General features: G+C 67.6%; 19 protein-coding genes. 11 read left to right on the top strand and 8 right to left on the bottom strand.

The window, feature by feature from the left end:
- Positions 1-3: 3 nt before the first annotated feature.
- The 3 genes from BMW87_RS27665 to BMW87_RS27655 are packed head-to-tail and all read right to left on the bottom strand — an operon-like array spanning position 4 to position 2,124.
- Positions 4-660 carry an FABP family protein gene (locus BMW87_RS27665; RefSeq protein ID WP_093080369.1) on the bottom strand — a complete coding sequence of 219 codons (657 nt, stop codon included), beginning with the start codon at positions 658-660 and terminating at the stop codon, positions 4-6.
- A gap of 53 nt (positions 661-713) precedes the next feature.
- Entirely contained in the window at positions 714-1,682 is a 969-nt protein-coding gene (locus BMW87_RS27660) for a Bug family tripartite tricarboxylate transporter substrate binding protein (RefSeq protein WP_093080366.1), read from the bottom strand.
- 40 nt (positions 1,683-1,722) lie between these two features.
- Positions 1,723-2,124: a winged helix-turn-helix transcriptional regulator gene (locus BMW87_RS27655; protein ID WP_093080363.1), complete on the bottom strand. Its 402-nt coding sequence runs from the start codon at positions 2,122-2,124 to the stop codon at positions 1,723-1,725.
- A gap of 91 nt (positions 2,125-2,215) precedes the next feature.
- On the opposite strand from BMW87_RS27655, the gene BMW87_RS27650 reads away from it, so the two are divergent.
- Positions 2,216-2,533 (top strand): DMT family transporter, encoded by a 318-nt coding sequence (locus BMW87_RS27650; protein WP_093080360.1) that lies wholly within the window; start codon positions 2,216-2,218, stop codon positions 2,531-2,533.
- A gap of 242 nt (positions 2,534-2,775) precedes the next feature.
- Positions 2,776-3,165 (top strand): DUF427 domain-containing protein, encoded by a 390-nt coding sequence (locus BMW87_RS27645; RefSeq protein WP_093052527.1) that lies wholly within the window; start codon positions 2,776-2,778, stop codon positions 3,163-3,165.
- 83 nt (positions 3,166-3,248) lie between these two features.
- Here BMW87_RS27645 and BMW87_RS27640 read toward each other — a convergent pair whose 3' ends face one another.
- Positions 3,249-3,629, bottom strand: coding sequence for a helicase SNF2 (locus BMW87_RS27640; protein ID WP_093080358.1), 381 nt, complete (start codon positions 3,627-3,629; stop codon positions 3,249-3,251).
- Between the two features lie 225 nt (positions 3,630-3,854).
- Positions 3,855-4,328, bottom strand: coding sequence for a cupredoxin domain-containing protein (locus tag BMW87_RS27635; protein ID WP_093080355.1), 474 nt, complete (start codon positions 4,326-4,328; stop codon positions 3,855-3,857).
- Positions 4,329-4,487: 159 nt separating this feature from the next.
- On the opposite strand from BMW87_RS27635, the gene BMW87_RS27630 reads away from it, so the two are divergent.
- Both BMW87_RS27630 and BMW87_RS27625 read left to right on the top strand, forming a co-directional pair.
- The gene (locus BMW87_RS27630) at positions 4,488-5,366 is read left to right on the top strand and encodes a hypothetical protein (protein ID WP_093080354.1); all 879 of its coding nucleotides are present in this window, start codon (positions 4,488-4,490) and stop codon (positions 5,364-5,366) included.
- 65 nt (positions 5,367-5,431) lie between these two features.
- On the top strand, positions 5,432-5,788 hold the full coding sequence (locus BMW87_RS27625; RefSeq protein ID WP_093080351.1) for a DUF2845 domain-containing protein: 357 nt from the start codon (positions 5,432-5,434) through the stop codon (positions 5,786-5,788).
- Between the two features lies 1 nt (position 5,789).
- Here BMW87_RS27625 and BMW87_RS27620 read toward each other — a convergent pair whose 3' ends face one another.
- Both BMW87_RS27620 and BMW87_RS27615 read right to left on the bottom strand, forming a co-directional pair.
- Entirely contained in the window at positions 5,790-6,320 is a 531-nt protein-coding gene (locus tag BMW87_RS27620; RefSeq protein ID WP_371258863.1) for a cupin domain-containing protein, read from the bottom strand.
- Positions 6,317-7,060: an NAD-dependent epimerase/dehydratase family protein gene (locus BMW87_RS27615; protein ID WP_093080349.1), complete on the bottom strand. Its 744-nt coding sequence runs from the start codon at positions 7,058-7,060 to the stop codon at positions 6,317-6,319. The genes BMW87_RS27620 and BMW87_RS27615 overlap by 4 nt, the downstream gene beginning before the upstream one ends.
- 92 nt (positions 7,061-7,152) lie before the next feature.
- On the opposite strand from BMW87_RS27615, the gene BMW87_RS27610 reads away from it, so the two are divergent.
- A complete protein-coding gene (locus BMW87_RS27610) occupies positions 7,153-8,571 on the top strand; it encodes a MocR-like pyridoxine biosynthesis transcription factor PdxR (RefSeq protein WP_093080346.1) in 1,419 nt (472 codons plus the stop codon).
- A gap of 7 nt (positions 8,572-8,578) precedes the next feature.
- Here BMW87_RS27610 and BMW87_RS27605 read toward each other — a convergent pair whose 3' ends face one another.
- Entirely contained in the window at positions 8,579-9,670 is a 1,092-nt protein-coding gene (locus tag BMW87_RS27605) for a hypothetical protein (RefSeq protein WP_093080344.1), read from the bottom strand.
- A 127-nt stretch (positions 9,671-9,797) separates the two neighbouring features.
- Between BMW87_RS27605 and BMW87_RS27600 the strand changes: the two genes are divergently transcribed.
- From BMW87_RS27600 to BMW87_RS27575, 6 genes are all read left to right on the top strand, one after another.
- On the top strand, positions 9,798-12,980 hold the full coding sequence (locus tag BMW87_RS27600; RefSeq protein ID WP_093080341.1) for a hypothetical protein: 3,183 nt from the start codon (positions 9,798-9,800) through the stop codon (positions 12,978-12,980).
- Positions 12,977-14,662, top strand: coding sequence for a hypothetical protein (locus tag BMW87_RS27595; protein WP_093080339.1), 1,686 nt, complete (start codon positions 12,977-12,979; stop codon positions 14,660-14,662). Before BMW87_RS27600 ends, BMW87_RS27595 begins: the two co-directional genes overlap by 4 nt.
- Before the next feature lie 284 nt (positions 14,663-14,946).
- Entirely contained in the window at positions 14,947-16,884 is a 1,938-nt protein-coding gene (locus BMW87_RS27590; protein WP_093080337.1) for a reverse transcriptase family protein, read from the top strand.
- 309 nt (positions 16,885-17,193) lie between these two features.
- Positions 17,194-18,270, top strand: a complete 1,077-nt coding sequence (locus BMW87_RS27585; RefSeq protein ID WP_093080334.1) for a GNAT family N-acetyltransferase — start codon at positions 17,194-17,196, stop codon at positions 18,268-18,270.
- Positions 18,267-19,118, top strand: coding sequence for a PA4780 family RIO1-like protein kinase (locus BMW87_RS27580; RefSeq protein WP_093052559.1), 852 nt, complete (start codon positions 18,267-18,269; stop codon positions 19,116-19,118). The genes BMW87_RS27585 and BMW87_RS27580 overlap by 4 nt, the downstream gene beginning before the upstream one ends.
- Positions 19,119-19,139: 21 nt before the next feature.
- Positions 19,140-20,072 carry an ABC transporter substrate-binding protein gene (locus BMW87_RS27575; protein WP_093052562.1) on the top strand — a complete coding sequence of 311 codons (933 nt, stop codon included), beginning with the start codon at positions 19,140-19,142 and terminating at the stop codon, positions 20,070-20,072.
- Positions 20,073-20,091: the final 19 nt, after the last annotated feature.

Below are 20,091 nucleotides of genomic sequence, written 5' to 3'. Positions count from 1 at the left end.
GCCTCAGGCTGCGGCGTTTGCCGCCATTGCAGCCTGTGCAGTCGGGTTCGGCGTGGGCTCGCCGATCTTGCGCAGCGTGTTGCGGTCGGTGTGGCTGAAGGGCTCGGGCTTTCCGAGCACGCTGAGCACCGTTTCAAGCTCGTACGACCAGCTGCCGTCGTCGTGGATGGTCACTTCGATGCTGTAGCGCAGCGTCTTGAACGCATGCTCCAGGAACGGGTTGGCCACGATGCCGTTGGTCTCGCCGCCGCGCACAGCTTCGAGCCTGAAGCTGCGGTCTTCGGCCTTCGCGTGCCCCGTGGCCATGGCCGTGAGCCCGCGCGGGATCGACAGCGTCTGGATCAGCGCGCCCGTGGCGGGCTCCCACAGCCAGTAGCCGACTTGGTCATGAAAGGTTTCCACGTCGTCGGGCTTGACGATGCGCAGGTGGTAGCGCAGCCCGTAGAAGATCTGCGGCCCGTTGGTCTGCGCGTCGATGGGCTGGAACTCCGCATGCTCGATGTAGGCCTCGGCCTCGGGGCCGTCTTCCTTCGGGCTCACGTCGTGGCCGGCCTTGCCGATCCACAGGCCCGCCAGGCCCGTGAGCGGGCCCAGGTTGGCGAGCGTGTGCGGATCGGGCTCGGGTTCCGTGTAGATGTCGCGGGGAAACTGCTGTTCCATGTTCTTTCTCTTCCTGGAGTCTTCTGTCGTGGGTTGTCGGGAGTGTGGGAGTGTTATTGGTCGAGGCGGATGCCAACCTTGGCAATGATCGCACCCCATTTGCGGCCTTCGCTGTCGATGAAGGCCTTGAATTCTTCCGGCGAGCCGCCACCCGCCACCAGCCCCTGGTTGGCCAGCAGTTCGCGCACCGCCGGCTCCTGCAGCACGGCGTTGACGTCGGCATTGATGCGGCGCACCACCTCGGGCGGCGTGCCGCTGGCGGTGAACAAGCCGTTCCAGGCCAGCGACTCGAAACCCGGGTAGCCCGACTCGGCCACGGTGGGCAGGTCTTTCATGAGTTCAGAGCGCCTGGCGCTGGTCACGGCAATGAGCTTCACGCGCTGACCCTGGATCAGCGGCAGCAGCGCGGGCGCCACCGTGAACAGCGCCTGCGTGTCGCCGGCCGCCAGAGACAGCCCCGCGGGCGGCGAGCCCGAGTACGGCACGTGCACCGCCTCGATATGCGCCGCGCTGCGAAACAACTCCATCGTGAGATGCGACGAACTGCCCGCGCCCACCGACGCATAGCTGAACTTGTTGCCACGCTTCTTCGCCCATTCGACGAACTCGGGCAGCGTGTTCGCGGGGTTGCCCGCCTGCACCGCCAGCACGTTGGGCTGCGAGGTCGTGAGCACGATGGGCACAAGGTCGCGCGCGGGCGCATAGGGCATGCGTGCGTACATGTAGGGGCCGAAGGCAATCGGGCCGTTGAAGCCGATGCCGAGCGTGTAGCCGTCGTGCGGTGCTTTGGCCACCGTGTCCATGCCGATCAGGCCGCCCGCGCCTGCCTTGGTCTCGACCACCACGGGCTGCTTCCACATCACGCGCAGGCGGTCGGCCAGCGTGCGCACGATCAGGTCGAGCGAGCTGCCGGCCGGCGCGGGCACGATCACGCGCACGGGCTTGGCGGGCCAGTCCTGGGCCCAGGCGCTGGCGGCCAATAGGCCAGCGAGCAACAGCGTGGCGAGTTTGTTCTTCTTCACTTCGGTCCTTCGATGGATCGCTCGAGGTCGGGCGAAGGTATCACTGACGGTGCCGCGCCGCGTCGATCTGTGCATGGTTCGCCTCGGCCCAGCGGTCTACGGCGATCAGCGTCTTGCTCAATGACAGGCCGAGCGGGCTGAGCCTGTACTCGACGTGCGGCGGCACCGTCTGGTGGTCTTCGCGCAGCACCAGCCCGTTGAGCTCGAGGTCGCGCAGGGTCTGCGTGAGCATCTTCTGCGAGATGCCGCCAACCTTGCGCAGCAGTTCGTTGTTGCGCTGCGGCTTGCCGCGCAGCAGCGGAATGACCAGCAGCGCCCACTTGTTGGCAATGAGCTCCAGCACGCGGCGCGAAGGGCAGTCGGCATTCCACACATCGGCGGGTGCCGCCTCGGCTTCTTCCACAGGCTCGGACTTCTTCGATGGCGTCTTTGAATTTCCCATGGTTACCAAAAGGTGCGTACTTGTTGATCGGTGCCCGGCCCGGAATTATCCGGTTCGGCTCTACCCGCAACAGCATCGAAGGAGTTTTTTCATGGGTTGGATATTTCTACTGGCGGCAGGTCTCGTCGAGATCGCGATGGCCGCCGCACTCAAGCGATCGGAAGACTGGACACGGCTCGTGTCGTCGGTCGTGGGCGTGTCGACCGCGCTGCTCAGCATCTACCTGCTGGCCAGGGCGCTGCGCTACCTGCCGCTGGGCCCGGCCTACGCAATCTGGACCGGCATCGGCTCGGTGGGCGTGGTGCTGATGGGCGTTTTGTTCTTCGGCGAGGCCCTTTCCGCACCGCGAATGGCATGCATCGCGCTGGTAATCGGCGGTACCGTGGGCCTTCGACTCATCGAAGGCTGATGCGTGAAGCACACACATTCGTGACCACACGCAACCTGCGCACCGAAGATATGGAACTTCAGTATTCCTTACATGCTGAATCACAATCCGAAAGGCTCCCAGAGCCATTCAAATGAATTCGCGGTCTTTAACCATGTCGCGAATGGGTCGATTTTCTGGCTACTTCTAATCGCCACGGCATCGCGGCAAGATGCGCATCCGCCGATTCTTGCGTCACCCCGATTGCCCGAAGGAGCTTTCTCATGTTCGCTACCGCAGAACGCACCATCAAGACCCCCGGCCCCGACCATCCGATCACCATTGCACCCAACCCGCTTCGCGTGGTGGTGTCGGTCGATGGCTGCGTCGTCGCCGATACGCGCGAAGCGCTGACGCTGCGCGAGGCGCACTTCGGAACCGTGCACTACATACCCCGCAAGGACGTGAAGATGTCGCTGCTCGAGCGCACGTCTCATGCAACCTACTGCCCGTACAAGGGCGAGTGCAACTACTACAGCATTCCGGCCGGCGGCGAGCGCTCGGTGAATGCGGTGTGGACCTACGAGTCGCCGTACGAGCATGTCTCGCAGATCAAGGACTACGTGGCGTTCTATCCGGACCGCGTGGGGCCGATCGAAGAGCGCGTCTACTAGCTCGCCCCCTGGACAAACAAACAAAAAGCCGGGCCCCGCTTTCGCAGGGCCCGGCTTTTATTTATGCGCGTTGCCGTTGTCGATTACAGCGGCAGAGCGTCACCACGAGCAGCAGCGCGGGCTGCGGCACGCACGGTGGAACGATCGACACCGCTTGCCAGCACCGGAGCGACACGCGAGGTCACGCCTTCGGCATACGGGTTCTCGCTGTGGGCGGCAGCCACCGCTTCAGCACGGACTGCAGCGCGGCTGGTCGTCGAGGCGATCAGTTGCACGGGGCCCGAGTTGGCGCCGTCGGCATAGGGGTTGCCGCTGCGTGCGGCCACCAAGGCCTGGCTGGCGACGTCGGCGCGGCTGGTGGCCGAGGTCAGTTGATGCACACCGTCATAGCTTTCGGCATGAGCGGCACCGGCAGCAGCCAGCAGTGCGATGGAGATGGCGGAGAGGAGCTTCGAGGCGGTCATTTAGATTTCCTTCAATTCAGTTCTTTGCATACGGGATGGTTTCGAACCGGTCTTGGGTGGGTCACCGTCCCTTCGGGGGGCGGCCACCTCGCTCGGGGCCTGTTCATCCAGATTCGCTTGTGGGCTGGTCTGTGAGATGAATTGTGAGCCGATGAGTAGGTAAAAACCCGCAGCAAAAGGAACCGCGGCGTTCATGTGATGGAAACAATCGCGCCGCGCCCAGGCCTATTTGCCCGCGGCACTGGCCACGTTCACCACGCCCTTCATCCCGGCGTCGTAGTGCCCCGCCTGCAGGCATCCGAAGTCGACCTTGCCCGCCTTGGTGAACTGCCAGACGACCTCGCCGGTCTTGCCTGGCGCGAGCGTCACCATGTTCGGCTCAGCGTGTTCCATCTCGGGGTTCTTCATCATGGAAGCGTAGTGCGCCTTCAGGTCCTGCTGGGTGCCAAGTACCAACTCGTGCTTCAGCTTGCCGGAGTTTCTGACCACGAAGCGCACGGTCTCGCCCTGCTTGACGCTGATGTCGGCTGGCGTGAAGCGCATGCCATCGGTCATGTCGACCTGGACCGTGCGAGTCGCCTTGGCGGCCACGCCGGGTTTGCCGATAGCGTTGTCGTGCGTGCCCGATGCGGCGGCGCCTGTGACAGATGCGGCGAGCAACGTGGCGAAAGCGGTGGTGGTGAGGAATGCGCGTTTCATGAATGGTGTTCCTTGGGATGATGAATGGCGAGTGATGAGAACTGCACGCGCTGGATTCTGGAAAGCCCATCCGGCCATCGCCTGACACGCGGATTACAAGAAAGCAATCTGCGCCCGCGCCCGTAAGATGACGCCCGCCCCTTGCCCGGAGCGAAGAAGATGTCCCACCCCGTCTACCTGTCCAGCTCGACCCTGCCCCGCATGCCCGAAGGCAGCCGCAACGAATGGCGCGGCTTCTTCGGCCACGGCGGGGAGCTCGAGGCCAATGCCTTCTTCCCGCTGTTCTGGCGAGCGCTTTTCAGCGAGAGCGACATCCGCCACGCACGCTTCGTCGACGCATACGACATCGATGATGAAGAAAGCGCTATCGAGCGCGAGGAATGCCTGGAAGAATTCGGCGCCGACGCCGCCTACCCGTACCTCGTCACCGACAAAACCTCCGCGCTGCGGCGGCTCGCATCGCGGCGCGAAGCCGTGATCGCGGCCATCGGCGAGCGCTACCGACCTCTCTACGAAGGCTTCGAAGCCTGGACCGCACGCGGCTTCGAGAGTCACATCCTGCTGCGGACCCAGGGGCTGCCTGATGCCGCCGATGCAGAGCCGTGGCTGCGCGCCGAGCTAGCCTCCATCGACCGCTTGAACGACAAGAAGGTGCTCGATGGCCTCATGTCGGATCTCTCACGCCGCGATGCGGACGCGGTCTGGCAACTGGCGGGCATCGGCGCATCGCCGGACGACGCATGGCCCACGCCGGCGCTGAGAGCTCTCTTCCCCGACCCAAGGCAACGGAAGCCGCGAAAGCCGCAAACCCAGCAACAGATCGAAAAGCACGAACGCTCATTGGCCGCGCAACGCAGCAGCAAGCCCAGGAGCTGGATCGACCCGGTGCTCGAATGGCTGGCCGTGGCGCTCGCCGCGGGCGCCACGCTGGGCACCTATGCGTTCACGCGATCGGTCTGGCTCGCGTTGCTGGTTTTTCTCTGCGCGGCTCTGGCGCTGGGCTTCGGCGTCGCCAAGCTGCGTGGCCCGCGGTCGTGATGACGGCAAGAGAAACTATCGGGGCCCACCGCAGTCCCAGGCTGCTCAAGGAGCCCATCGACACCATGCGCGCACTCGCCGCGATCGCACTCCTCCCACTTGCCGCCGTCATGCACACCGGCGTCGCATCGGCCCAATCGCTGAGCTGCAACGGCTCGCTCTCCGGCGTCGGCGACTCCAAGTTCTCTGTGGTGCAGAAGTGCGGCGAGCCGATGTCGAAGGAGTTCGTCTGTGTGCCCCGCCCGCAGGTGGCGTGGGTGCTGTCGCCCTACCCCGGTGGCCCCGCGCAGCAAGTGATAACGCAGCAGTGCGTGCCGATGGAAGACTGGGTCTACCACCGCGGCCAGGGCAACTTCCTGGGCATCGTTCGCTTCTACAACGGCGCGGTGGAGTCGGTTCGCGACGGAGACCGGGTGCGGTAGCTCAGGGTGGCAGCAGCAGCGGCCCGCAGTTCTCTTCCGCCACGAACACCGCCACCAGCTTCGCAGGTTTCACCGGATCGGGGTTCTCCGCGAACAGATGCAGCGTGCGCGGCGGCTCGAAGAAGGTCTCGCCGGGCCTGTAGTCGCCTACCGGACCGCCGGCCAGCTGCGAGCGCACAGTGCCTTCCAGAATGATGGCGGTCACCGAACCCGGATGCCTGTGAGCCGGCGAATAGGCCATCGGCGGAAAGTCGACGAGGACGGTGGTGACTGACTTGCCCGGCACGTTGGGCAGCGCCTCGCAGGAGATCACCTTGGTCGAGGTCTGCGGCCGTGCCGCGGCGGCTGAGCCTTCGGGGGCCGGCGCCGATGCGAACATCGGTCGGCTCACGGCGCTGCAGATGTCGTCGATGAACTGCACGGTCGATTGCCTGCTCGCGTGCGGCAGCAATGCCCAACCCATGGCTGCAACAGTCAGCGCCGCAAGCCCGGCGCGCGCACGGTGGCGCAGGAAGAGAGGCATCGCGTTCATGGCATGGCTCCTTGAGACAGTCGCGCATCGGCACGCCAGCCCAGCGTGCGCTTCGCCTTCTCGGTGCTGACCTCGGCGCCGTCTTCGGCGATGTTGAAGATGCCGCCGGTCGAACGCTGCAATGCCAGCAACGCAGCCCGCGCCGCGGCCGCGACGTGCAACGGGCTCGGGCCTTTGGGTGTATCGGTCGAAGTGTTCGGACCGTAGAGCTGCCCATAGCGCAGCACAGTGGCGGTCATGCCCTGCGCAGCCATCACGCATTTCTCCAGCGCAACCACGCCGTCGACGCTGATGCGGCGCGCACCTTCCGCCTCCGTATCGAGCGGCTGCTCTTCCGTAAATGGCTTGGGGCCGGGCGCATAGGCCCAGGCGATGCTCTGCGCCACCAGCCGCTTCGCACCCGAAGCCTGCGCGGCGGCCACGAGGTTGCGTGTGCCCTCGGTGCGCACACGCGCATTGAGCACCACAGCCGTGGCCATGCGGCTCGGATCCAGGTCTTTGGGCAGGTCGGTGAGCTGATGGATCACTCCCCACGGCGCGATGCGCACCAGCGCGGCCCGCAGCGCCGCCGCATCGAACACGTCGACGACGACCGGATGCACGCCCTGCGCCTCCAGCACGCCCGCACGGTCAGCGCGACGCGTGCTGCCATGCACGGTATAGCCCGCTTCGATAAGCAATGGAACCAGCGCGGCGCCGACCGCTCCGGTGGCACCTGCCAAAAATACCTTCTCGCTCATTGCGCTTCTTCCTTCCAGGCTGTTTGGAAAGTCGATCATGGATTTACGATGCCCCATCGAAAAGAGCCAAGAATCTTGAAAATGACCAGGCCATGACGCCAAAGCTCGACCGCGCAAAAGAAACGCCGCTGTTCCGCCAGATCTACGAGCGCTACCGAAGCGCCATCGAACAAGGCACGCTGCGCCCCGGCGACCGCGTGGCATCGGCGCGCAGCCTGGCCGGTGAGCTCGGCGTGGCTCGCGGCACCGTCGAGACGGCCTACAACCAGCTGATGGGCGAAGGCTATTTTTCTTCGCGCGGGCAGGCGGGTACCGTGGTTTCGCCGTCGCTGCCGCTGCATCGGCCCACGCGGCGGGAACCACGGCGCACCGATACGCGGGCTTCCGGCGATGCGCTCAAGCAGCCGGGCAAACCACCGCCCATGCAGCTGGGCATTCCGGCGCTCGACGCGTTCCCGCGCAAGCTGTGGTCGCGCCTCACGGCCCGCCGTGCGCGGGCTACGAACGCGGCCGACATGTTCTACGGCGACCCTTGCGGCTACCCCCCGCTGCGCGAAGCCATCGCGGCCTATCTGCTGGTGTCGCGCGGCGTGTCGTGCCACGCCTCGCAGGTGCTGGTGACGGGCGGCTACCGCGCATCGCTCGCGCTCGTCGCGCGCACGCTGCTGAAGAAAGACGACCGCGTGTGGATCGAAGACCCGGGCTTTCCGCCGACGCAGGAAGTGCTACGCGCCGCCAGCCAGCGCACGGTGCCCGTGCCGGTGGACGAAGACGGCCTCGTCGTCGCGCGCGGCCTGCGCAAGGCACCGAAGGCTCGCATGGCCGTCGTCACGCCCTCGCACCAGGCGCCGCTGGGCGTGTCGATGACGCTCGCGCGCCGGCTGCAGCTGCTCGAATGGGCCTCGCAGGCGAACGCATGGATCGTCGAGGACGATTACGACGGCGAGTACCGCTATGCCGGAGCGCCGCTGCCGGCGCTCAAGAGCCTCGACGGCCACGACCGCGTGCTGTACGCGGGCAGCTTCTCGAAGGTGCTCTACCCCGGGCTGGCGCTGGGCTACCTGGTCGTTCCCGAATCGCTGCGCGCGCGCTTCGAGGAGGCCGCGCGCACATGGTCGAACGGCAGTCCGCAGATCACGCAGGCCGTGGTGGCGGATTTCATGCGCGAGGGGCACTTCTCGCGCCACCTGAAGAAGATGCGCCTGCTCTATGCACGGCGGCGCGCAATGCTCGTGGCCGGCTTGCTGAAGGCCTTCGGCGACACGGTGCGCGTCGACCTGCGCAGTGGCGGCATGCACCTGATCGCGCGATTCGACGGGCGCCGTGAAGGCGATGTGGCGCTGGCCCGCCGCGCACAGCAGGCGGGGCTGAACTGCCAGCCGCTGTCGGCACGCGGCGTTGCGGGGCCTGCCGACCAGGGCCTGCTGATGGGCTTCACCAACATCGCCACCGCCGCTGAAGCGAACCGGCTCGCGGCGAAGCTGCGCGCGGCTTTCGGTTCTTCGGGTTGACTGGCGCTCAGGCCGTTTCGTCGTCGAGGACCGCGCTTCGATCCTTGATGCGCGTGACCTGCGACAGCACTGCGTCTGCAGGCGTCATGTCCGGCCGCTGGCCCTTGTAGACGGGCTGCTCGAACTTGCCGCCCGCATAGCGGTAGAGATAGCGCACCTCGACCAGCATGCCCACGGCCGGCAGCGCCTCGTTGGGCGGCACGGTCACGTTGCCCAGGTCGATCATCACGCCCGCCTCGTCGCGCAGCCCCACGGCCACCGAGCGCTGAGCGTTGACGCGGATCACCTCACAGGTCGCGCTCTGGTTGAACTTGAACTTCAGGCTGGTGCTGCTGCGGCCTGCGGAGAACGGCGCGTCGAGCGCCTTGAGCACATAGCCTTCGCCATGCGCGGCCAGCAACTCGGCGGCGCGGCGGCGCTTGCCCTCGGCGGTGAGTTCGAGTTCGAGCACGGTCATCCACGAAACAAGCTCAGCGACCTTGCGCAGATGCCCGAAGCGCTCGATGAACGGCGCGGCGCGCAGGTCTTGCCCGCCAAGTTCCAGCAGATCGAAGGCCATGAAGGCATCGCCCACGTGCTCGCCGGCAATCACGGTGCGCCCCGCCGGCGCATCCGCAACGCCGACCCAGGCCTGCGGAATATCGACGAACAGTCCGCGCCGGTTGGTGCCGCGCACCGCCTCGCCCTCGATCAGCAGGATGCGGTTCTCGCCATCGGCCTTTTCCTGCAGGCCCCAGCCCGGGTCGTCGAAGTAGCGCGCGGCCTGCTCTTCGAGGATCAGCGTGGGCAGTTGCGGCAGCTCGCCGCTCATGCGGCCGGCCAGGTCGGTCGAGGTGTAGAGCGCGCCGGACTGGTCGGGCGTGTAGCCTTTCGACGTCTTTTCCTTCACGACCTTGTCGTAGATCTTCAGCGCCGCCTCGTAGGCGACCGGGCTGCTGGTCTTGGTGCCGGTTGAGAGCGTGCCGCCTCGCCGGCCGTTGCCGTAGTCGACCACCCAACCGTCGTCCTTGAGGCGCAGGTGCACCTGGTAGACCTTGTCCGAGCCCTGGCCCGTGAAGTAGAGAAAGCTCGACTGAGGGGTCTGTTCTGCATTCGGCATGGGAAAGATGTCTGGGGTGAATCTCAGGCCGCGATGCTACACACGCGCAAATTGGCACGCATGGCCGCTAAGATGCGCAGCGAAACAAAAAGCACAAGCACCCAACCGAAGGCAGGGAGGCCTCCGCGTGAAGCGCATTCGCTCCGAGAAATTGATCCGCACGAAGCCGGGCGCGACAGGCGCCGCGGGCTTCAGCACCGTGGAACTGTTCGCCCTGCCGGAAGCGCCGGGCCACGTGGTGCACGTGAGCACCAGCCGCGACGGGCTGCAGTGGAAGGAAACGGTCTACACGCCGTCGCCGCTGCCACTGGAGGCCGCCAACGCCGCCTTCGAACGCGCCGTGGCAGCGCAGATCGCGCAGGGCTATGCGATCGAAGGGGCGGTCGCCGAGGCCGTCATCACTACCACTGCAACCGCCGTGCTCGCACACCCCGGCGACGCCGTGCTGCTGGCCAGCATCCGCCCCGATGCATGGCGCCTGCTGGCCCCGGTGCGCAGAAGCCGCGTGGTGTGGCGCATCGGCGAGCGCCGGCTGGCTGCAGCCGTGCCGCAACTTATCGACCACATCGAAACCGGCGAGCCGCTGCTCGACTACTGCATCGCCTGGGCCATCGGCCGCTGCGGCGACGGCGGTGCGTTCGAGGCGATGCGCGAACTCTCCCGGCGCGGCCGCACGCCCGTAGTCGCCCGCGCTGCGCGCTGGGCCGCGCTGAACCTTTGGCCTGCCGAACAGCGCGCGGCCGAAACGGCGCGCATCGTGGACGACTGGCCCGCGCCGCTGCGCCGCGCCTGGGCCACCATGAGCGAGCTGCCCGTTGAACAAGCCATGCCGCTGCTTCGGCAGCACCTGGCCGACCCCGCGCTCTGGAATGGTCTGAAGTACGCGGCCTGGGTCGAGCAGCTGTTCGATCTCGCGCTGCTCGAAAGCCCGGCAGCCGACGGGCTCGCGCGCACAGCCCTGATGGAAATTGCGCCAACACTGCAGCTCGCAGCCGGCAGCTTCCGCGCATGGCGCCGGCTGTACAAGGGCGCGGAGTTCGCGGGCGACTACGCCCTGCTCGGCGTGCTGCACCAGCGCCTCGAAACGCAGCGTGCGGCCTTCCGCACGGGTGGCCGCTGGGCGCAGGTCAATGGCCGCTATGTCGAGATCGCGAAGGAAATCGTGCGGCCCGACAGCCGCCTCGCCTACAGCCAGCGCACACGCGACTACCTGCGCCGCCGCACCTGGCGCAGCCTGCGCCGGCTGGCTCTGGCCGGCACGGCCGACGAGGCAAGCTGGCTGCAGCTGGCCATGGGCGTGCTGCTCGCGGCCGACGATGCCGAAGCCGGCACCGCCGGCCAGCAGCGCGAAACCCGCTGGACACCCGAGCCCCTCAGCTGGCACACCGGCCCCTACAGCCGCTGGCTGGTGCTGATGCAGCTGCTGCACCGCCATGACGCCGAATGGGAAGCCCAGCGCGGCGGGCTGCGCTGGCGCCGCAACACACCGCTGCCCGCGCAGCGCCTGAACCGCACCGAAGCCTGGCCCGAGCGCTGGGACCGCCATCCACGGGCCCTGCTGCAGTTGATGCAGCAAGGCCGCTGCGGCGCAGTGCATGCCTTTGCGGCGCGCGCGCTGCAGGACAACAAGCCCTTCTGCGAGGCGCTCGAGGCGCCCGCCGTCTGGCGCCTGCTGGGCAGCAGCTGGGATGACACCGCGCGCTTCGCCCTTGCCATCGCGCACCAGCGCATCGCGGCGGGTGCGCCGGCCCTGCCCTGGCTGCCTGCGCTGCTGAGCTCGCCATTGGCCGAGGCGCGCGCCCTTGCACTCGAATGCATCACGCAGGACCCGGGCCTCTACAGCCAGCAGGTCGACCTTCTGCTGATGCTGCTGACCTCGGCCGATGCCGAAGTGCGCCGCGCGTCGCGCCTGCTTCTGCAGGCCGCCGCCCCGAACCCGTCAACGCTCGATGCCCTGTGCGGCAGCCTGCTCGCATGGCTTTCGGCCTGCGATGCCGGGCAACCCGAGCTCGACGCCATCTGCGAGAACCTGCAGTGGGCCCTGCAAGGCCTGTTGCGCACCGCGGCCGCCAAGGCGCCCTTGCCCGAACTGCTCGCGCTCTTCGACCATGCGAGCCCTGACGTGGTGCGCACCGCGGCCGAATGGCTGCTGCTGCACCCGGCGTCGGTTCAGGGCCTGCCAGTGGGCGTGCTCACGCGCCTGCTGCAGTCCGACGACGAGCGTTTGCGCGGTGCCGGCGTGCGGCTGTTCACGGCCCTGCCCGACGCCACGCTGGTTACCCAGCCCGAGCTGTTCGCCGCCTTCTGCAGCAGCCCGATGCCGGCCGTGCGCGCAGCTGTCGCGCCTCGGCTCGCGCAGTTGCTGCCCACGCACCCGGACTTCGGTGCCGCGCTGATGCCGTTGCTGCGCGACGAACTGTTCCGCGCCGAAGCCGCCGAGGGCGTGTTCGATGCGCTGCTGCAATGGCTGTGCGGCCCGCTGGCCGAGCACACGCGCCGCGGCGAGCCCGCCGTCACGCTGCGCCTGCTCGAAGCGCGCAGCAAGGGCGCACAGCGCCTCGGCGCATGGCTGCTTCCTCAGCAAGACCCACAAGGCTTCGACGTACTGCAGACCGCCAGCCTCGGCCTCGTCGACACCGCCGCCGCACGCCGCTGGGCCATGGACCAGCTGGCCGCGAACCCTGAACGCACGCTGGCGCAGCTAGGCGATGCCCTGCGCATGTTCGACAGCCGCTGGGACGACGCGCGCGACTGGGCCCGCCAATGGTTCGGCGCGCAAAGCGGCGCGAGCCAGTGGACGCCGGCGCTGCTGGTACGCCTGTGCGATCACAAGGACGCTGGCGCCCAGCGCCTCGGCCGCGAGCTGCTCACAACGCATTTCGACGTGACCGACGTCACCACCTACATGCTGCAGTTGAGCCAGCATCCCTCGCCCGGCATGCAGTTGTTCGTTACCAACTGGCTGGCCTCGGCCGCGAGCCAGAAGCCCGACGTGTTCGCGCGGCTGGAGCCCTACTTCCTGAGCGTGCTGTCGCAGGCCAACCGGGGCCGCTTGGCCAAGGCACGAGTCATGCAGTTCCTGGCCGCGCAGGCGATGCATTCGGAAGACATCGCACGCATCGTCGCGCGCGTGTTCGCACGGCAGGCTGTCACTGGCGCCATCACCGAGCGCGCCCAGTACGTGGCCGGCCTGCGCAGCATCCAGGCCGCCTTCCCCGAGCTGGACAACCCCTTGCAGACCGCATCGGTGCGCAGCGTCGCGCCGCGCCGCGCACCGCCCGCAGCCTCCACAGGAGGGCCCGCCGCATGAGATTCCAGTACCGCTACTTCGGCCACTCGGGCGCACAGCACACCGCGAACAGCACGGCGCTGCAGTTCGCGCCCGACACGCTGCGCGCGCCGGTTCACTTCGTCGCCGACATCAACCGGCACCTGCCGTTTCGCGAAGGCATGTCGGCGCTGCACGACGTGGTGGTCGGCGACCTGCGCTTCAAGCCGCGCGACAAGAGCGCGTACCTCGAATGGCTGGCCGGGCAAGAGAACGAATTGCTCGCGCAGTTCATGGCGCGCAGCGACCAGCTGAAAGCGCAGATGGCGCCCATCAGCAACGAGCTGGCCGAGCTGCGCAAGAGCAAGCGGGCCGTGCTGCAGCCCTTCATGAGCGCGCAGCAGCGCTACTTCGACCACATCTACCAGGTCAACCGCGAAGCCTGGTTCGTGCTCGACCCGGTGATCACGGTGCACCCCGACCGCGTGTTCTTCGAGTGCTTCAGCCAGGACGAGTCGAGCTACGGCATGTTCTCGTGCAGCCACGACATCTTCGACCGCGTGAGCGACCACGCCTTCGGCACCACCAACGTCGACTACTCCGAATCGCTCTACGACGAGTTCCAGAAGATCCGCGACTACAAGACCACGCGCCTGGCCATCGACCCCGGCGGCTTCCAGGTGCAGAGCGACAACGACCCGGCCTTCCACGAGCCGAAGATCGACGTGCCCGACAGCTGGGTGCGCGGCTTCCTGCAAGTGAGCAGCGCGATGCTGCTGCCCGCGCAGCGGCTGCAGCTGCACCCGATGGACGTGCACAACATCTGCCTCGTGCTGCGCCGGCGCAAGGAGCGCGTGGGCCCGCGCTCGCTGCGCTTCATCCTGCGGCCGGGGCAGCCGGTGCGCATCCTGTTCGAGCCCTGGGGCCACGAGCTGGTGTGCCCGCGCTCCACGCACAGTGCCACCTCCGACATCGACATCCGCGTGTGGGGCCGGCGCCGCCTGCTGCAGCTCGAACGCCTCGTGCCGGTGGCGCAGGGCTTCACGGTGCACCTGCTGGGCACGGGCATGCCGAGCTTCTGGGTAGCGCAACTGCCCGATATGGAATTCACGCTCGGCCTCTCGGGCTGGACCGCCAACGACTGGTCGCGCAACGGCCACTTCGAGCTGCTGCAGCCGCGCCACACGGTCGACCAGGACAGCCAACTGCGCGTGTTCGCGGCGCTGGGCGAACGCTGGCGCGCCACTACGGCCGAGCTCGCAGCGGCCACCGGCCTGTCGACCCTCACGGTCGATGCAGCCCTCGGCGGTTATGTGCAGGCCGGGCGCGTGGTGTACGACCTTGCGCACGGCGTGTGGCGGCTGCGCGAGCTGAGCCGCGAGCCGCTGCCCATGGACAAGCTGCGCTACGCCAGCCCCGAAGAAGAGGCAGCGGCCGAACTGGTGCAGGCGCGCCGCATCGCCAACGTGAAGACGCTGGCTCGCCCCGACGGCGGCCTCACGCTGAGCGGCAAGTGCAAGGGCGCTTCGGGGCAGCGCGAATACCTCATGAGCCTGCAGCTCGACGCCGACCAGCGCGTGGCCTCGGGCGACTGCCAGTGCTCCCACTTCATCCGCCACCGCATGACCAAGGGCCCGTGCGAGCACATGCTCGCGCTGCGCTTGTCGGCCAATCCGGCAGCAACATCGACCGATCAGGAAAGGACCACCGCACACATCGGCTGATACACTGTTTTTGCGAACGGAGCGGGAAGGCTCTTGCAATCCGGACGGCGTATCGCCGTCCTCGTACACAGCACTTCCCAAGCGTCACTGGACGTCTCTTCACTGTGCCGTATGGCCATGGTGACGCGATAACAGTGCGGCTTCCTCGAAGCTCATCGGCGTCACCATGGCCATACGGCGTCGAGTGGAGCCCTCCAGTCCCGAGGCTCTTCGACGAGATTCCCGCTTCGTTCGCAATTTTTCTGATTCATCATCAGCAGTGCATCGGCCAGTGGCGCAGCGCCATGACCATGCAGTCTCTCGCCTCCTCTTCTTCCATTCCCGACTCGGCACTCACGCGCGAGGAGCTGTACGAGCGCATCCGCAAGGGCTCCAAGCAGGAAGTCGTTCTCGAGGAAATGCAGCGCCTCGGCTTCTGGCCGCAGGACGCGGCGCAGCCGATGGTCGAAGCCCAGTTGATCCGCCGCGAAAGCGAACTGCAGACGGCGCTCTCCAAGCTCGGCGACGAACTGCGCGGCATCGAGGACCGTGACAGGGCCCTGAAGACGATGCGCCAAGAGCGCATGGCCAAGGCCCGCGAACGCCGCGAGGAAACCCGCCAGCGCCTCGCACAAGGCCGCCATGCGCGAGCCGTGGCGTGGCACGAGCGGCGTCAGCGCGAGCTGCTCTACGTGGGCGACGGCGTTTCGGGCGGTCTCAACGAAGCGCACAGCGACAGCCAGGCACTGGCCCGCAACGCCCTGCCCGCGCTGGACCACGCAGGCGATTTGGCGCAGGCGATGGGCATCGGCCTCGGCGAGCTGCGCTTTCTCGCCTGGCACCGCGACGTGGCGAGCGTGAGCCACTACCAGCGCTTCACCATCGCCAAGAAGAGCGGTGGCGAGCGCCACATCTCCGCGCCCATGCCGCGCATGAAGCGTGCGCAGTACTGGGTGCTCGACAACATCCTCGCGAAGATGCCGGTTCACGAGGCCGTGCACGGCTTTCTGCCGGGTCGCTCGATCCTCACCAATGCCGCGCCGCACGTGGGCCAGGACGTGGTGATCAACCTCGACCTGAAAGACTTCTTTCCCTCCATCGGCATGCGCCGCGTACGCGGCGTGTTCCGCCAGCTCGGCTATTCGTCGCAGGTGGCGAGCCTGCTGGCGCTGGTGTGCACCGAGGCGCCGACCGACGAAGTGCAGCTCGACGGCCGGCGCTACTTCGTCGCGCGCGGCGAACGCGTGCTGCCGCAGGGCGCCCCAACCAGCCCGATGCTGACCAACCTGCTGTGCCGCCGCCTCGACGCGCGGCTCGCCGCGAGCGCTGCCAAGCTGGGCTTTCGCTACACACGCTATGCGGATGACCTGAGCTTCTCGGCCGGCCCCGAGCACAGCCGCGACACCGGCAAGCTGCTATGGCGCGTGAAGCAGATCGTGGCCAGCGAAGGCCTCACGGTGCACCCGGACAAGCAGCAGGTCATGCGCAAGCACCAGCAGCAGCATGTGACGGGCATCGTGGTGAACGACAAGCTCTCGATCGACCGCGACACCCTGCGGCGTTTTCGCGCCGTACTGCACCAGGCGGAGCGGCACGGACCGCAGGGCCTGCAATGGAACGGCAACAGCGACGTGATCGGCGCGCTGCGCGGCTACGCGAACTTCATCGCGATGACCGACCCGGCGCGTGGCGAGCCGTACCTGCAGCGCGTGCGTGCGCTGGCTGCCAAGCACCAACGAAGCGGTACAGCGACACCTGCAGTCCCGCAGGCCTCTCAACGCAAGCTCCCTGCAGGTGAGTTCCGCAAGCAATCCGCCGCAGGCAAGGCGCCCTGGCCCGCATGGTGGCAGCCGACGGAGGCGCCCGCACCGGTGCTGGAGAAAACCGCCGAGCAACTGGCGGAAGAAAAGAAGGCCCAGCGCGAAGCGGCACGGCCCCAGCCGGCCAAGCCCACAGCACCTGCAACGGCACGCACGACCACTGCGGCATCGCCCCCATCCGGGCAAGCCGCCGCGCAGGTGCCAAGCCTCGCCTCCCAACTCGGCTGGATCTTCAGCGTGATGCTGCAAGCCCTCTACGTTGTCAGCGTCTTCCTCGCGGGCACCAGCCCGCTGATCTGGCTGCTGACGGGCGGCGTGGCGATCAGCAACTTCGTGCAGCGCAAGCCCGGCTGGCTGCGCTTCATCGCGGCCGTCTTCGTGTCTTCGTTGCTAGCGTCGATCGTGCACGGCATGAAGAACTGACGCGTTGCATGCGCCAAAACCACACGCCACTTCACAGCACGCGGCAAGCCCGCTACATTCGCTCCTTCGACAACCACACAGAAAGCGGAGGTGCGCGATGGAAGACGCTGTAATTCATGCCCCCATGCACGTGCGGTTTGTCGGGCCTCATCTGAACAGCTGATCGTTCACGCGTCTATCGCGTAGCCAGTCTGCCCCGCGCGGCCTCCGGCCGTCGCGACGCCCCCAAGCCGCCCCGATTCAAACGCCGCCACCGGCACGCATGTGCCGGCGGCGCCCCGTTCATTTGTCGAATCAAGGCCAACGACCATGCTCGAAACCCGTGCCGCATCCGCGCGGCATACCGTGACCACTGTTTTCGATCCCCAGTGCGCGAGCGAAGCCGACTGGGGCAACTTCCTCGCGTACTGGCGCCTGCGCGCCGAAGAAGACTTTCCCGGCGACCCCATCGCTCCCGATGCCGACACCCGGTACAACGTGCAGCGGCCCAACCCGCTGTATGTCGTTCATCGCATGCTGGCCGTCGGCGAGCACGGCGAATTCATCGGCAGCCTGAGCGCGAGTTTTCGCCGCGAAGGCACGCCGGAGTACGAGGCGTTCGTGCCGTTCCTCGAAACCTGGGGCGGCGTGCTGCGTCCCCACCGGCGCCGCGGCGTGGCAAGCGCACTGCTTCGCACATTGCTGGCGCTGATGGAGGCGCACGGCAAGTCCGTTGCGACGATCAAGGCGCACCTGCCCGAAGGCCACGCCTTCCTGCAGGTTATCGGCGCTGTCGAGAAGCACCGCATCGTCGAGAACCGCATGGCCTTCGCCGGCCTCGACTGGCAGGCGCTCGCGCGCTGGCGTGCCGAAGGCTTCGCACCCGCCCACGGTCTGCGCGCCGAGGTGCACGCCGGCCGCGTGCCCTTCGAACGGCTCGCGACGCTGATGGCGCCGCTATCCGCGCTGCTGAACGACGCGCCCACCACCAATCTCGAACGGCCACCGATGCGCTACGACCTCGAAGACTTCCCTCCCTGGTACGCCGACATGGACCGCCGAGGCGGCGATCACTTTCTCGTGCTGCTGCTCGACGGCGACGAAGTGGTCGCGGTGTGCGACGCCGCCTGGAACCAGCGCTTCCCCGACCGCATGCACCAGCGGCTCACAGCCGTGGCGCGGCGCTGGCGTGGCAAGGGCCTGGCCAAGGGCGTGAAGGCCGCCATGCTGCAGCTCGTGCGCGAGCACCATCCCGAGGTCGCGATGGCCTTTACCCACAACGCCGAGGTCAACGAGCCCATGCTCTCCATCAACCACCGGCTCGGCTATGCCGCGCACAGGCATGATGGGCTCTACCAGATCGGCACGGAAAGCCTGAGAACCTTCCTCCAGGAGACACGTTCATGAAAGCACCCCAGCGACTGCAGGCACTGATCGACGAAGGCCTGATCGACACCGTGGTGCGCCAGCTCATGAGCGGCAAGGAAGCCATGGTCTACGTCGTGCGCTGCGGCGACGAGACGCGCTGCGCCAAGGTCTACAAGGAGGCCGACAAGCGCAGCTTCCGCCAGGCCGTCGACTACACCGAGAACCGCCGCGTCAAGAACACCCGCGAGGCGCGCGCCATGGCCAAGGGCACGCGCTTCGGCCGGCAGGTGACCGAGGCCATCTGGCAGAGCGCCGAGGTCGATGCGCTCTACCGCCTGGCCGCCGCGGGCGTACGCGTGCCCACGCCGCACAACTTCCTCGAAGGCGTTCTGCTGATGGACCTGGTGACCGACGCCAACGGCGATGCCGCCCCGCGCCTGAACGATGTGGCCTTCTCGCCCGAAGACGCGATACGCCACCACGCCAGCCTGCTGAAGGAAGTGATGCGCATGCTGTGCGCCGGCATCGTGCACGGCGACCTCTCGGAGTTCAACGTGCTGCTGGCCGAAGACGGCCCCGTGATCATCGACCTGCCGCAGGCGGTGGACGCCGCGGGCAACAACCACGCGCGGCGCATGCTGCTGCGCGACGTCGGGAACCTGCGCGACTTCTTCGGCCAGTTCGCGCCCGCGCTGCTGCGTACGCACTACGGCGACGAGATCTGGCACCTCTACGAACGCGGCCTGCTGCGCCCCGAGACGGAGCTGACGGGCGCGTTCGTGCACGAGACCGGCCCGGTCGACCTGCGCAACGTGCTGCGCGAGGTGGACGACGCACGCGAGGAAGAAGCGGCGCGGCGCCTGCGCATGCAGACGCCGCGACAATAGCGGGCTCACGATGCCCGCCAGATGAACTCTTCCGCCCCGCGCCCGCCCCTTTCCACCACCACCGCGCGACGGATCGCCAAGGCCGCGGCCTTCGTGGCCCTGGGCCTCGGCCCGGCGGCGATGCACGCGCACGCAGCCGGCATCCGCCTCGAGGACGACCGCGGCATCACGCTCGAACTGCAGGCGCCGGCCAAACGCATCGTGTCGCTGATGCCCTCGCTGACCGAAACCGTCTGCGCGCTCGACGCCTGCGACCGGCTGGTGGGCATCGACCGCCACGCCAACTGGCCGGCGTCGGTCAAAGGGCTGCCGCAGGTGGGCGGCATCGATGACGCGAACATCGAGCGCATCGTCGCGCTCAAGCCCGACCTGGTGCTGCTGCGCCCGCGCAGCCGCGCCGCCGAGCCGCTGGAGCGCCTGGGCATCAAGGTGCTGGCGCTGGACGCCAAGACCCATGCCGACATGCGCCGCGTGATGGAAACCGTGGCCCGCGCCACCGGCCGTCCCGGTGCGGGCGAAGCCTTCTGGCGCAAGCTCGACGCGGGCTTGGACGCAGCCAAGGCGCGCGTGCCCGCCGGCTGGCAGGGCCGGCGCGTGTATTTCGAAGTGCACGGCGGCATGGCCGCGGCCAGCGAAAGCTCCTTCATCGGCGAGACGCTGGCCCGCCTCGGGCTCGGCAACGCCGTGCCCGGTACGCTCGGCCCGTTCCCGAAGATGAGCCCCGAGTTCGTGGTGCGCGCCAACCCCGACGTGCTGATGGTCTCGGCCCTCGGCGAAATCTCGGCCATGGCTTCGCGGCCCGGCTGGTCGGCCATGTCGGCCATCCAGCGCGGGCGCGTGTGCAGCTTTGCGTCGGCGCGCTTCGACCTGATGATGCGCCCCGGCCCGCGGCTGGACGAAGCGGCCGATGCGATCGTTGGCTGCCTGGCCTCGCTGGGCGAGCCCAAGCCTTGACTTCGCGGGCCCTGGCGTA

Origin of the sequence: Variovorax sp. OV084, assembly GCF_900111625.1 — a bacterium.
GTDB lineage: Bacteria > Pseudomonadota > Gammaproteobacteria > Burkholderiales > Burkholderiaceae_C > Variovorax.
This window is presented reverse-complemented; position numbering and strand designations above follow the sequence as displayed.